Genomic DNA, 12,684 nt, shown 5'->3' with positions numbered 1-12,684 from the left:
GCGGAGTAGCGTCGGCGCATGGAGCATCCGATCGTGCATGATCCCGACGACCCGTTCGTCGAACGCGTCAGGCGGTTGTGCCTCGCCTATCCGGAGGCCGTCGAGACGTTCGGCCACGGACGCCCGCGGTTCAAGGCGGGCAAGCGCGTGTTCGTGACCGTCGGGTCGGAGATGCGCATCCCGCACAGCATCACGTTCACGCCGGCCGAGGAGGAGCGCGGCGCCTGGCTCGAGGACGACCGGTTCTGGTCGCCGAAGTACGACGGCCCGTCGGGCAAGCTCGCGTTCGACGCCGGTCTCGACGGCGACGACGGCCGCACGCTCGACGACGTCGACTGGGCACTCATCGCTGAGTTGATCGACACCTCGTACCGGCAGGTCGCCCTCCAGCGGCAGCTCCGGGCGCTCGACGCGCGCTGACCCGGGACGGGCCCGGTCGCGGCAGCATCTCGAAAGGGTCGTGCCAGACTGACGAGCGGGGGAGCGTCATCGAGACGCATCGGAAGTGGGGAGCCATGAGCGACGGGGGCGCAGCCGGGACATCACCTGAGCGCGATGACGCCGAGGCCAGCGCCACCGGATCCGTCCACGCGACCTCGACCGTGGCGACCTCGACCGACCCCGACGACGCATCCGCGGATCCCCAGGATCCTGCCCGCCGGTCGCCCCGAGTCGCGTTCCTGATCGCGTATCTCATCCGCTCCGTCGACCTCGTCGTCTCGGCCGTCCTCATCATCGCCATCGGGGGCGTCGTCACGACGCTGTTCGACATCGTCGGCACCGCCATGCGCGTCGATCAGTCGACCGGGTCGTACGGCCCCGACGCGCCGCTCGTGCTCGGCGGGCCGTCGGGGGCGGAGCTCTGGTACCAGATGCTCGGCTCGCTCGGCGGGTGGATCCTCCTCGCCGTCGGCGTCATGCTCGTGATCGTCCAACCGGTGATGGAGGTCGTCCGTCGGAGGACCCCCTCGCGCGGGCTCGCCTACGTGAGCGGCCTGACGGCGGTCATGGTCGCCGGGATCGGCTTCGGTGTCCTGGTGGTCTTCGGGATACCGCCCGTGGGGTTGATCGCCAGCGGAGCCGCTGGTGGGCTGGTGAGCAATCTCGGATCAGCACTCGCGATACTCGTCTTCGGACTCGTCGTCTACGGTGCCCCCGTGCTGATCGTCGCCGCGCTCATCATGCTCCTCTCCTTCGCCATCGGTCGGCGAGGGGTGCGGGTCGTCACTGCGGTGCTCGCCGGTCTCATCGTCGTCGCCGTCATCGTGGCGTCGACCGGTGCGTTCCGCCCGCCGCCCGCGCGTGAGGTCGCCGCGGCGCAACGGTCCGAAGCCGAGGACGGATTCACTCGGGCGCTCGCGGACATCGACGGGATCGCCGACATCGAGGTCGTCGGTCACGGCGCGACGGTGACGATGTCGCTCGATGCCGGCGTCGGGCAGGTGCTCGGCGCGGCGGACGCGGCGAAGCGTGCCGGGGAGGACCTCGAGGGCATCGCGATCGTCGTCATCCAGCGCGAGCCGGACCCGACGTCGGCCGCCCAGCAACAGGATCCACCACGGGGACCGTGGCGGGTGCAGCTCGTGCCGAGCGATCAGAGCATCGACGAGATCGCCGACGAACTGCAGCGGCTGATGCTGACGGAGCGGCTGCAGGTGTCGATCGCCGTCACGGAGGGGGCACCGCTCATCACCGTCTTCTCCATGGACGCCCTTCCCGCGGCGGTCCGGGAACTCCGCGGGATCTACCCGGACGGCGCGCACTACCGTGTGCCGGAACGCTTCTCCATGGCGGACGACCCGGCCGAGCTGAGCGTGCCGATGGTCGACGCCATCCTCGCCGTCGTCGAGGCCTACCCCGATGTCGAGATCGAGGTCAACGCCCAACCGAAGCTCTACGTGAACGACGTGACCCCGGAGGAGGCTGCAGCGATCGTCGCCATCCTGCAGGACCCGGCGCTCGCCGGAACGAGTCCGTCGGGGTACCCCGCCGACTACCAGATCCACACCTCCGGCCCCGAGGGGGACGTCTACCTGGAGGGCACCTTCGGTTGAGCCCCTGCCGGTAGCGTGAGGGGATGACCGCCGCTCAGCCCTCCCGCCTCCAGTTCGGTGCCTTCGTGATGAACACCGGCTCCCACATGCAGCACGGCCTCTGGCGCCACCCGGAGGCGAAGCAGCACACCTTCGACGACGTGAACCTCTGGGTCGACCTCGCGAAGACGCTCGAGCGGGGTCGGTTCGACACGATCTTCTTCGCCGACGTCGTCGGGGTCTACGGCGGTGCCGGAGCGTCCTTCGACGTGAACGCGCGCGAGGGCATGCAGTTGCCGAGCAACGACCCGTCGATGCTGCTGTCGGCGTTGGCGATCAGCACCGAGCACCTCGGCCTCGCGTTCACCTCGTCGATCCTGCAGGAGCACCCGTTCACCTTCGCCCGGAAGATCTCGACGATCGACCATGCGTCCGGTGGGCGGGTCGGCTGGAACATCGTCACGAGCTTCCTCGAGAACGCGGCGCGCAACTACGGGCTCGACCGCCTCGTCGAGCACGACGAGCGGTACGCGTGGGCCGAGGAGTACGTGGCGGTCGTCGGCAAGCTCTGGGAGGGGTCGTGGGACGACGGCGCACTCCTCGCCGACAAGGCCAGCGGCGTCTTCGCCGACCCCACCAAGGTGCACCGCATCGACCACGTCGGCGAACGGTACCGCGTGGAGGGCCCGCACCTGTCGTCGCCGTCGCCGCAGCGCTCGCCGCTCCTGTTCCAGGCCGGGTCGTCCGGCGCGGGGAAGGCGTTCGCCGCGAACTACGCCGAGGTGCAGTTCATGATGGCGCCCAGCATCGAGGCCGCTCGGGCGTCCGCGGAGTCGACGCGCGCGCTCGTCGCCGAGACCGGCCGCGACCCGCGCGACGTCAAGTTCTGGCAGGCGATGTCGTTCATCGTCGGCAGCACCGAGGAGGAGGCGAAGCGCATCGAGGCCGAGTACGACGAACTCCTGTCGGCCGACGCGTTCCTCGCTCACTCGAACCTCGGCACCGACCAGGCGACCGGCAAGCCGATCGACCCGGACACCCCGCTGAAGGACGTCGAGACCCAGGGCGGGCACAGCATGCTCGAGGCGCTGCAGGCCCTGTCGCCGGACCGGGAGCCGACCGTGCGCGACCTCGCCAAGCTCACCGCGAAGCTGCGGGGTCGCGTCGTCGGCACGCCGGAGCAGATCGCCGACCACCTGGCCGAGTGGCGAGCGGCCGGGATCGACGGGATCAACGTCGCCAACTGGATGATCCCGCACTCCTACGAGGTCTTCGTCGACGAGGTCATGCCGGTGCTGCAGGAGCGTGGGCTCGCCCAGCGCGAGTACGCGCCGGGCACGCTCCGCGAGAAGCTCTTCGGTGCGGAGCCCACCCTCCCGGAGACGCACCCGCTGCGCGCCTACCGCGGCGCCTTCGCCGACCGCTGACCCGCGCCCGCTCGGCAGCAGGACATCCGCCCGAGAGCAGGACGTTTCGACGCGGAATGTCCTGCTCTCGGGCGGATGTCCTGGTCTCGTGCCGCGGCGGGCTACTCCGGCTTGGCCGTGCCGACGGCCCAGACGAAGGGCGGCGGCGTTCCGTTGATGGACCAGTCGCCGACGATGCGCGTCTTGTAGATGACGGGGTTGTGCGACGCGACCGTGCGGGCGTTGCGCCAGTGGCGGTCGAGGGCGCTCGTGCGGCTGACGGCTGAGGCGCCGAGCGTGTTGAACAGCAGCGTCGCGGACCGTGGGACGAGCTCCGAGAGCACCACCTGCGCCTGGGCGGAACGGATCTCGGCCTCGATGTTCGCCTGCAGGTCGTCCGCGGAATCCCGGTCGGCGGCGGTCTCCGATGCCCGCTCGATCGCCGCGGCGACCCCGAGGACGGTCTGCTTCGCGACGAACGCGATCGACGAGATCTCGCCGACGACCGCCTGGATCTGCCCGTCGTCCTTCACGAGCGGCGCGAGACCGTGCGTGTAGACGCGGGTGCGCGCACGGATCTGCTCCCCGGCGTCGCGCTCGACCGCCGCCGCGATCCCCGCGTGCACGGCGATGAGCACGTGCTGGTAGAGCGCGGTCTGGTAGCGGAACCGGTCGGTGAAGGGGTGCAGCTGGTCGGCGTCGACGACGGCGTCCTCGAAGACGATCGTCCCCGTGCCGGTGAGCTGCTGCCCGAAGCCGTCCCAGTCGTCGGCGATCGTCACGCCCAGCTGGTTCGTGCGGACGAGCACGGTGACCTCGGTGTCGGGCTGGCCCTCGACGACGAGTCGCGCGGTGGCGTCCGTCCAGTCGGCGTAGATGCTGCCCGTCGTGTAGAACTTGCGGCCGTTCACGACGTAGCGACCGTCGCGCTCGGTGACGACCGTTCCGGAGACGCCGAGCGCGCCCGAGCCGACCTCGCTCCAGGCGTTGCCGACGATCTCACCGGCGACGAACCGCTCGAGCCAGGCGGTGCGTCGGTCGCTGGGGGCCGCGACCAGCTGGTCCTCGACGAGGGCGATGTGGCCGCGGAAGATCTGCGGGAGGTTCGAGTCCGCCGCGGCGAGCTCGATCAGGAGTTCCGTGAACTCCGGGAAGGTGAGTCCCGAACCGCCGAACTCGGCGGGGACCCGGAGCGCGCCGAAGCCGGCGGCGGCGAGCTTCCGCACCTCCTCCCGCGGGAGCCGGTGCTCGAGTTCGCGCTCCACGGCGCCGGCCTGGATCTCGGCGAACAGCGGCAGGAGCAGCTCGCGGGCGGCCGCGAAGCCGACCGGGCGGGCGGTGGTGGAGGGTGCGGAGGACATCTGGTTCCGTTCCGTTGGTGGCTGGGGCCCTTCGACAAGCTCAGGGACCGGAGGTCGTCCGGTCCCTGAGCCTGTCGAGGGGCGGGAGTGGCGCGAAGGCCTAGGTGTAGAGCGAGATCGGCTGCAGCTCGCCGTTCAGGTGGTTCGCGCCGACTTCGAGCTTCTTGTAGTCGACCGGGTCGTGGAGGGAGTGCGTGCGCACGTTCCGCCAGAACAGGTCGAGCCCCACGGAGGCCTTCGCCGAGCTGGAGCCGGTGACCTCGAAGATGCGGTTCGCGACCTCGATGCCGAGCTCGGTGGAGACGACCTTGAGCTTGGCGATCTCGATGGCGATGGCGCCGCGGTCCTCCGCGGTCACGTCCGCTCCCCGCTCGATGATGCGGTCGAAGCGGGCGTTCGTGCGGTCGGCGAGCGCCTCGACGGCGGCGATCGACGACACGAACTCGCCGACGACGCGCTGCACGAACGGGTCGTCGCGGTAGGTCTCGGCGTGGCTGAGGAACCAGGCGTTCTTCCGTGCCCGGACGAGCTCGGTGCCCTGCGCGAGCGCTCCCTCCGCGATGCCGAGGTAGAGGTTGCCGAACGCGAGCTGGATGCCGGGCGTCACGAGGGAGGAGAACGGTTCGTCGCCGACGGTGCCGAGGATGTCCGTCTGCTCGACGAGGACGTCCTCGAACCGCACGGAACCCGACGCGGAGAGCCGCTGGCCGAGCGCGTCCCAGTCGCCGAGGTAGGTGATGCCCGCGCGGTCGTGGTCGAGGACGAACTGGAAGATCGTGCCGTCGTGGTCGCCACCGCGGACGACCGCGTTGACGAGGATGACGTCGCCGGCCGAGGCGCCCGTCGAGAACCGCTTGAGTCCGTTGAGGCGGAACGCGTCGCCGTCCTGGGTGAGCGAGAGGTCGGGGTCCGTCGGGTTCACGGAGTCGCCCCAGATCCACCGGCCCTCCACGGTCTTGCGGTGCCACTCGGCCTGCGTGGCCGGGTCGGCGGTGAAGCCGATGTTGCCGGCGTTGATGTAGTGGTAGGCGAGCAGCTGGCCGATGGAGGCGTCGACGCGCGACAGGATGCGGACGACCCGGAAGGCGCTCTCCCAGTGTCCGCCACCCCCGCCGAACTCGGCGGGGTCGAGCAGGTTGACGAGGCCCGATTCGCGGAGGAGGTCGAGCTCGGTGGTGGGGTCGAGGTTCGCGCGGTCGCGTTCGAGGACGTCGACCGCGAGCTTGGCGGCGACCTCGGTGGCGACGGCGTCCCAGTGCGCGAGCTCGGCGTCGTCGGCGGTGCCGGACCAGTGCGTACGCCCTTCGGGGACCGGCTTCCCGGTCACTGAGCCTGTCGAAGTGCTGATCGTGTCGATGCTCATGCTGAGGCTCCTTCTGGGGCGTAGGCGTTGGTCTCGTCGGCGTTGTCGGTGTCGAAGAGGGAAGGTGCGGTGTCGTCGGCGGCGGACGGCTGCCCGACGTACGCACCGCGGTACCGGTGGGCCGGGTGCCACTCGGGCACGACGGGGGAGCCGGTGCCGTTCAGGCGGCCGCGGAGGGTCCCCTCCGGGTACTCGTCCCAGACCCGGCCACGGCGACGCAGCTCGGGCACGAGCAGGTCGACGACGGCCTCGAAGGTGCCGGGCGTGATGACGTAGGCGAGGTTGAAGCCGTCGGTACCGGCGACGTCGATCCAGCGCTCGATCTCGTCGGCGACCGTCGCGGCGCTGCCGACGAACACCGGCCCGATGCCGCCGATGCCGATGTAGTGGGCGATGTCGCGCGGCGTCCACTCGCGCTCCGGGTCGGCGAGCGTGAAGATCGCGAGCGCCGAGCGGGCGGCGTCGGTGTCGACGTACTTGAGCGGCTTGTCGGGGTCGAAGGAGGAGAGGTCGAGGCCGGACCAGCCGCCGTAGAGGGTGAGGGCGCCGTCGAGCGAGATGTACTGCTGGTACTCCTCGTACTTGGCCTGCGCCTCCTCGTCGGTCTCGGCGACGATCGCCGTGGCGAGGGTGAGGATCTTCACGCTGTCGCGCGGGCGTCCGAGGGCCTCGGCGCGTTCGCGGATGTCGTCGGTCGTCTTGCGGGTCAGCTCCGGGACGAGCCCGTTGATGAACACCGCCTCGCCGTGGGTGGCTGCGAACTGGCGACCGCGGGCCGAGGCGCCGGCCTGGAAGATGACCGGGGTGCGCTGCGGCGACGGTTCCGAGAGGTGGATGCCGGGGACCTGGAAGTGCTCGCCCCGGTGGTTGATGGGGTGCACCTTGGTGGGGTCGGTGTAGACGCCGTTCTCCCGGTCGATGACGACCGCGTCGTCCTCCCAGGAGCCCTCCCACAGTTTGTAGGTGACGTCGAGGAACTCCTCGCCGATGCCGTACCGGTCGTCGTGCTTGATCTGGGTGGTGAGGCCGAGGTTGCGGGCGGCGGAGTCGAGGTAGGAGGTGACGACGTTCCAGCCGACGCGACCCTTCGTGAAGTGGTCGAGCGTCGAGAAGCGGCGGGCGAGGGCGTACGGCAGCTCGTAGGTGGACGCGACGGTGACGCCGAAGCCGAGGTGCTCGGTCGCCTTCGCCATGGCCGACACCTGGATGATCGGGTCGCCGACGGGCAGCTGCGCGGAGTCGATGAGCGCGGGCGCGGAGGAGTGACGGTAGACGTCGTAGATGCCGACGACGTCCGCGATGAACAGGGCGTCGAAGGTGCCCCGCTCGAGGAGTCTGGCGAGGTCGATCCAGTAGTCGATGTCGTTGTAGCGGTGCGCCTGGTTGTCGGGGTGCTTCCACAGGCCGGGCGCCTGATGGGTCACGCAGCTCATGTCGAACGCGTTGAGGATGATGCGCTTGCTCACAGGGATACCACCGGGTCGTCTCGTCGAGGCTGGGTCCGACGGCGATCACGGCGCCGTCCAGCACGACGGTACTCGGGGGCTCGGGTGCTCGCGAGGGGCCCGAAACAGAGCGTCACATGGGCCGCTGAGGCGTCCGCTTCCTCACGGTTCCTTCCCAGAGTTACTTTACCTTACGTAAGGTAAAGTAACTTCCATGAGACCCAGTGCGCGGAACGAGATCCTCGATGCGGCCGTCCGCGTCGTCGACGCCTCCGGAGAGGCCGACATCACCTACGAGGCGGTGGCGCAGGAGGTCGGTCTGACGAAGGCCGGCCTGCGCTACCACTTCCCCTCACGGGACGCGATGATGATCGCGGTGATCGAGCACGTGGTCGCTCGCTGGCAGCGCGAGCTCGTGGAGGAGCTGGGGGCGCCGCTCGAGACGTCGACACTCGAGGAGCGTGTGCGGGCCTTCGTCGCCTTCGCCGGGGAGGGCGGGGCGAGCCAGGGCGAGTTCGTCGTCTTCGCCGAGGCGGTCAGGCGTCCCGAACTCGCCGCTCCCTGGCTCGAGTACCTCCGCACCTGGTTCGGGTTCGGTGAGGACACCGATTCGACCTCCCTCCTGCTCGTCTGGTTGGCGGCGAACGGCCTCTGGATCGCCGAGGCGACCGGCATCCTCGACGTCGGCCGCGACCAGCGCGCCGACCTCGTCTCGCGACTCCTGGCCCTCGCTGGAGGTGAAGCCCGATGAAGAAGTGGCTGATCCTCTCCGCCGCCATCCTGTTGGAGGTCACGGCGACCCTCTCGCTCCGTGGCGCCATCGAGAACCCCTGGTGGTCGATCCTCGCGGTGGCCGGATACGCGGGCGCGTTCGTCGCGCTGTCGCTCCTGCTCCGCATGGGGGTGCCGATCGGGGTGGTCTACGGCATCTGGGCGGCCGCCGGCGTCGCGCTCACCGCGGTGCTCGCGTCGCTCGTGTTCGGCGAGCAGTTCACCTTCACGATCGGGCTCGGCATCGCGATCGTGATCGCCGGCGTCGTGCTCGTGGAGACGGGCCACGCGCCGGAGTCGCCGACGCCCGCCGCGACCAACGAGGAGGTCGGCGCATGACCTGGTTGCTCCTGGCCGGCGCCATCGTCACCGAGGTCGCCGCGACGCTCTCCCTGCGCGCCTCGGAAGGCCTGCGGAAGAAGCGGTGGATCGCTCCCGTCGCCGTGTTCTACGTGACCGCCTTCGGACTGCTGACCATCGCACTCGCGAACGGGATGCCCGTCGGGATCGCCTACGGGATCTGGGCCGCCTGCGGGGTCGCCCTCACGGCCATCGGTGCGCGCGTGCTCTTCAAGGAGAAGCTGACGCCGAAGATGATCGTCGGCATCGGCCTGATCGCGGTCGGTGTCCTCGTCATCGAGCTCGGTTCCCAGGCGCACTGACCCGCGCAGGTCGTCGCCCCACACTCACTCTCCGCCCGAAAGGAAACGCGTGTTCACCATCGCTCCCGCCTCGCCCGCCGACCTCGAGGAGGCCGCGGCCGTGCTCGCGACCGCCTTCCGACAGGACACGGTCACCTCGACGCTCGTCTCCGGTTCTGACCGTGAGCGCCGGCTCGCCCTCCTCTTCGAGGCGATGCTGTGCTCGGGTGCGGCATCGAGTGGCCGCGTCGACCTCGCTCGCCGGGACGCCGACGGCGTCGTCCTCGGTGTCGCCGTCTGGGAGACGCCGGACGCCCGCCACTCCGTGCTCGACCAGGTGCGGCAGCTGCCGAGGTTCGCCCGTGCGCTGGGGCTGCGCGGCCTTCCGCGAGCCATGCGCCTGCAGCGGACTCTCGCGCTGCACCGTCCGGCCGAACCGCACTGGTACCTCGCACAGATCGGCGTCGGCGACGGCGCTCGCGGGGCCGGTGTCGGGGGTGCGCTCCTCGAGTCACGCCTGCGCACCATCGACGCCGACGGCCTCCCCGTGTACCTGGAGTCGTCGAACGAGCGCAATCGCGCGCTGTATCGGCGAAGCGGATTCCGGAGCATCGCCTCGATCACGGGGATCCCGGGCGTGACGCCGGCTGCGATGTGGCGGGAGGTCGCACGGTTCGCTCCTGCGTCGACCGTCTCGGCGTCGACGGACAGGCGGGGGTCGGCGCCCGTTGACGCTGGACTCCCGTCGCCGGCCTGACCGTGGCCTGACGGGGTGGGGACCGGTACCCATTGAAGGGATGTCGGGTCTGCGGCATCCTCGTCCTGGGCGAACCGCCCGGAATCGACAGCCTTGGGGGGCTCCTGTGGACAGCAACGTGCTCGCGATCATCGCCATTCTCGTCCTGCTCGCCATCGTCGGGCTGGGGGTGTTGAAGGGACTCGGGCGCCGGAAGATCCGGGAGGCCGGCGAGAGCAAGCAGGCCAGGATCCCCGCGACCCTGCAGGAGTTCGGTCGCTCCGTCATCCTCGGGACCGACACCGCCGGTGCGGTCGCGCTCATCGAGGGCCTGCCGAAGAGCCGGTTGAAGTCCCTGCGTCCGGGCGTCTGGGGCCTCAATCAGATCTCGAAGGAGGACGCGGTGATCGAGGTGTGGCCCGCGGGTTCCGGCGCTGAGGTGCTGGTCACCTCGCTGGAGGAGAACTTCGGGTTCCCGCAGGGGCTCGACGGCTGGCAGCGCTTCACCGGTCAATTGGAGGCCGCTGCGACGGCGCAGGGTGTCTCCGTCCAGCGTGGCGCGCGGGCCTTCCAGTACCAGCCGGCACCCGCGAACTCCCTCGACCGCGCGCACTGGGTGCTCGCGAAGGTCGTCGCGCAGTAGCGCTGCCGGTCGCTCGACGAGTCCGCTGAGGCGGTCGCCGACTCGCCGCCGCGGTCACGCCAGGCGTCGCCGGTAGACGAGCATCGCGAACCCGTACGCGACCACGAGCAGCCCGACGCACCACGCGAGCGCGATCCAGATCTCGCCGCCGACGGCCTCGGCTGCCAACAGTCGTCGGATGGTGTCGACGATCGAGGTGACGGGCTGGTGCTCGGCGAACCAGCGCACCGGGCCCGGCATGGTGTCGGTCGGGACGAACGCCGAGCTGATGAAGGGCAGGAAGATCAGCGGGTAGGCGAACGCACCCGCACCGTCGGGACTCTTCGCCGCGAGCCCGGCGATCACGGCGACCCAGGTCAGCGCGAGGGTGAACAGGGCCAGGATCCCGACGACGCCGAGCCAGGCGAGCGGACCGGCCGGGGATCGGAACCCCATCACCAGGGCGACCGCCACGACGATGACGAGCGACAGGCCGTTGGAGACCAGCGACGTGAGCACGTGCGCCCAGAGGATCGCCGATCGTGAGATCGGCATGGAGTGGAACCGCTGGAAGACACCGCTCTGCAGATCGGTGTACAAGCGGAGCGCCGTGTACGCGATGCCGGAGGCGATCGTGATGAGCAGGATGCCCGGGAGCAGGTAGGTGACGTAGGTGTCGGTGCCCGTCGCCAGGGCTCCGCCGAAGACGTAGGTGAACAGGAGCATCAGGGCGATCGGGGTGATCGTGACCGTGATGATCGTGTCGAGACTGCGCGTGATGTGCCGCATGGATCGACCCGTCAGGACACTCGTGTCGCTGAGGAGGTGCGAGCGTCGTCGGGCGACGGCGGGACGGGCTGTGGGTGCTGTGAACGTGGTCATGATTGCTCCCTGTCGGTGTCGGAGTGCGTCGTGGAGATGTCGTTCCGGGCGTCGCGATGGCCGATGATGGCGAGGAACACGTCCTCGAGGCTGGGCTGCTTCTCGACGTACTCCACCGCGGCCGGCGGCAGGAGTCGCTTGAGTTCGGACAGGGTCCCGTTCGCGATGATGCGGCCCTCGTGGAGGATGGCGATGCGGTCGGCGAGGTGCTCTGCCTCGTCGAGGTACTGGGTGGTCAGGAGGACGGTGGTGCCGTGTCCGGCCAGCTCCGTGATGACGTCCCAGACCTCGAGTCGTGCTTCCGGGTCGAGCCCCGTGGTGGGCTCGTCGAGGAAGACGACCGAGGGGTCACCCACGAGGCTCATGGCGATGTCGAGGCGGCGCCGCATCCCGCCCGAGTAGGTGCCCGCTCGTCTGGTGCCGGCATCGGTGAGGGAGAACCGCGCGAGGAGTTCGTCGGCGATCCGTTTCGGCTGCGGCAGGTGACGGAGTCGGGCGACGAGGACGAGGTTCTCGCGCCCGGAGAGGGTGTCGTCGACGGCGGCGAACTGGCCGGTCAGGCTGATCATCTCGCGGACCCGGGCGGCTTGCGAGACGACGTCGAACCCGCCGACCTGCGCGGTGCCGCCGTCTCCACGGAGCAGTGTCGAGAGGATGTTGACGACGGTGGTCTTGCCGGCGCCGTTGGAGCCGAGCAGGGCGAAGATGCTGCCGCGTTCGACGTCGAGGTCGACGCCGCGCAGGACGTCGAGTGTGCCGAAGGACTTGGTGAGTCCGCGGAGGTGGATCGCGGATGTCGGCGCAGTGGCGGGTGGTGCGGTGGTCGTGGGCATGGTGTCCGGCCTTTCGGGGTCGCTGATGGACGCGCTCGGAGGGGCGCGAGGTGCGGGTGGAGGAGCCGCCGAGGCGGTCGCGGGTGGGCGCGACGAACAGCGCTACCCAGGCGCGGTGTCGATGGTCGATGGTTGCGGCGTCGACCTGGTGCCTGTGGTGCGATCTGCGGCGGGAGGTGCGGTGTGCCCGGCTCTGCGGGTGGTCAGTGCGGTGGCGTCGGGGAGGTCAGCGAGGGTCGCTGCCGGGACCGGTGCCGTGCGCAGCGGCGTCGATCGCGCTCGTGAGGCGTGCGCGTTCCTTGAGGATCCACTCGCCGGGTGCGTAGTTGCGGATGAGTTCCTCGATGAACTCGATCGGGTCGTCGCCGACGATGCTGCGGATCGGCATGTCGTTGGCTGCGGCCTCTTCGAAGAGCTCGGTGAGGTTGTCGAGGAGCGGGAGCAGGTTCGTGCTGCGCGCGGAGGCGAAGTAGTACACGTAGTGCTCGAGCGCCTCGACGGTCGTCCGGTAGTTGGGCGGAAGCGCCCGGGTGCGTGCGCGGAACCGCTTGTATTGGCGTTTCTCCTCGATCATGCGGCTGAGGAACATGG

At 69.9% G+C, this 12,684-nt stretch carries 14 protein-coding genes; 8 read left to right on the top strand and 6 right to left on the bottom strand.

All coding sequences use genetic code 11. From position 1 onward, the window contains the following. The first annotated feature begins 18 nt into the window (after nucleotides 1-18). The 3 genes from AC5JOC_RS03925 to AC5JOC_RS03915 all read left to right on the top strand — a co-directional run bounded on the left by AC5JOC_RS03925 (nucleotide 19) and on the right by AC5JOC_RS03915 (nucleotide 3,460). Nucleotides 19-420: an MmcQ/YjbR family DNA-binding protein gene (locus tag AC5JOC_RS03925; protein WP_137244098.1), complete on the top strand. Its 402-nt coding sequence runs from the start codon at nucleotides 19-21 to the stop codon at nucleotides 418-420. A gap of 95 nt (nucleotides 421-515) precedes the next feature. Beyond that, nucleotides 516-2,054, top strand: coding sequence for a hypothetical protein (locus AC5JOC_RS03920; protein WP_494245446.1), 1,539 nt, complete (start codon nucleotides 516-518; stop codon nucleotides 2,052-2,054). Between the two features lie 23 nt (nucleotides 2,055-2,077). Next, nucleotides 2,078-3,460 (top strand): LLM class flavin-dependent oxidoreductase, encoded by a 1,383-nt coding sequence (locus AC5JOC_RS03915; protein WP_494245445.1) that lies wholly within the window; start codon nucleotides 2,078-2,080, stop codon nucleotides 3,458-3,460. Nucleotides 3,461-3,561: 101 nt separating this feature from the next. On the opposite strand, the gene AC5JOC_RS03910 is transcribed toward AC5JOC_RS03915, so the two are convergent. The 3 genes from AC5JOC_RS03910 to AC5JOC_RS03900 all read right to left on the bottom strand — a co-directional run bounded on the left by AC5JOC_RS03910 (nucleotide 3,562) and on the right by AC5JOC_RS03900 (nucleotide 7,629). Then, nucleotides 3,562-4,800: an acyl-CoA dehydrogenase family protein gene (locus AC5JOC_RS03910; protein ID WP_494245443.1), complete on the bottom strand. Its 1,239-nt coding sequence runs from the start codon at nucleotides 4,798-4,800 to the stop codon at nucleotides 3,562-3,564. A 100-nt stretch (nucleotides 4,801-4,900) separates the two neighbouring features. Next, nucleotides 4,901-6,163: an acyl-CoA dehydrogenase family protein gene (locus AC5JOC_RS03905; protein WP_494245442.1), complete on the bottom strand. Its 1,263-nt coding sequence runs from the start codon at nucleotides 6,161-6,163 to the stop codon at nucleotides 4,901-4,903. Next, a complete protein-coding gene (locus AC5JOC_RS03900) occupies nucleotides 6,160-7,629 on the bottom strand; it encodes an NtaA/DmoA family FMN-dependent monooxygenase (protein WP_191941931.1) in 1,470 nt (489 codons plus the stop codon). The genes AC5JOC_RS03905 and AC5JOC_RS03900 overlap by 4 nt, the downstream gene beginning before the upstream one ends. Nucleotides 7,630-7,822: 193 nt before the next feature. Between AC5JOC_RS03900 and AC5JOC_RS03895 the strand changes: the two genes are divergently transcribed. From AC5JOC_RS03895 to AC5JOC_RS03875, 5 genes are all read left to right on the top strand, one after another. Continuing rightward, nucleotides 7,823-8,359 (top strand): TetR/AcrR family transcriptional regulator, encoded by a 537-nt coding sequence (locus AC5JOC_RS03895; RefSeq protein WP_086475328.1) that lies wholly within the window; start codon nucleotides 7,823-7,825, stop codon nucleotides 8,357-8,359. Next, entirely contained in the window at nucleotides 8,356-8,718 is a 363-nt protein-coding gene (locus tag AC5JOC_RS03890; RefSeq protein ID WP_086475329.1) for a DMT family transporter, read from the top strand. The genes AC5JOC_RS03895 and AC5JOC_RS03890 overlap by 4 nt, the downstream gene beginning before the upstream one ends. After that, the gene (locus AC5JOC_RS03885; protein ID WP_071260538.1) at nucleotides 8,715-9,041 is read left to right on the top strand and encodes a DMT family transporter; all 327 of its coding nucleotides are present in this window, start codon (nucleotides 8,715-8,717) and stop codon (nucleotides 9,039-9,041) included. The genes AC5JOC_RS03890 and AC5JOC_RS03885 overlap by 4 nt, the downstream gene beginning before the upstream one ends. Nucleotides 9,042-9,090: 49 nt before the next feature. Then, a complete protein-coding gene (locus AC5JOC_RS03880; protein ID WP_494245439.1) occupies nucleotides 9,091-9,777 on the top strand; it encodes a GNAT family N-acetyltransferase in 687 nt (228 codons plus the stop codon). Between the two features lie 106 nt (nucleotides 9,778-9,883). Further along, on the top strand, nucleotides 9,884-10,399 hold the full coding sequence (locus tag AC5JOC_RS03875) for a hypothetical protein (RefSeq protein WP_494245437.1): 516 nt from the start codon (nucleotides 9,884-9,886) through the stop codon (nucleotides 10,397-10,399). Between the two features lie 54 nt (nucleotides 10,400-10,453). Here the strand turns inward: AC5JOC_RS03875 and AC5JOC_RS03870 are convergent, their stop codons facing one another. From AC5JOC_RS03870 to AC5JOC_RS03860, 3 genes are all read right to left on the bottom strand, one after another. Then, a complete protein-coding gene (locus AC5JOC_RS03870) occupies nucleotides 10,454-11,260 on the bottom strand; it encodes an ABC transporter permease (protein ID WP_426737430.1) in 807 nt (268 codons plus the stop codon). Further along, the gene (locus AC5JOC_RS03865) at nucleotides 11,257-12,093 is read right to left on the bottom strand and encodes an ABC transporter ATP-binding protein (protein WP_494245435.1); all 837 of its coding nucleotides are present in this window, start codon (nucleotides 12,091-12,093) and stop codon (nucleotides 11,257-11,259) included. Before AC5JOC_RS03865 ends, AC5JOC_RS03870 begins: the two co-directional genes overlap by 4 nt. A 226-nt stretch (nucleotides 12,094-12,319) precedes the next feature. Beyond that, the gene (locus tag AC5JOC_RS03860) at nucleotides 12,320-12,682 is read right to left on the bottom strand and encodes a DUF1048 domain-containing protein (protein ID WP_494245434.1); all 363 of its coding nucleotides are present in this window, start codon (nucleotides 12,680-12,682) and stop codon (nucleotides 12,320-12,322) included. Nucleotides 12,683-12,684 lie beyond the last annotated feature (2 nt).

It is taken from the genome of Plantibacter sp. (assembly GCF_059073635.1).
The sequence above is the reverse complement of the archived record's forward strand: the minus strand, read 5'-3'. Positions and strand labels throughout refer to the sequence as shown.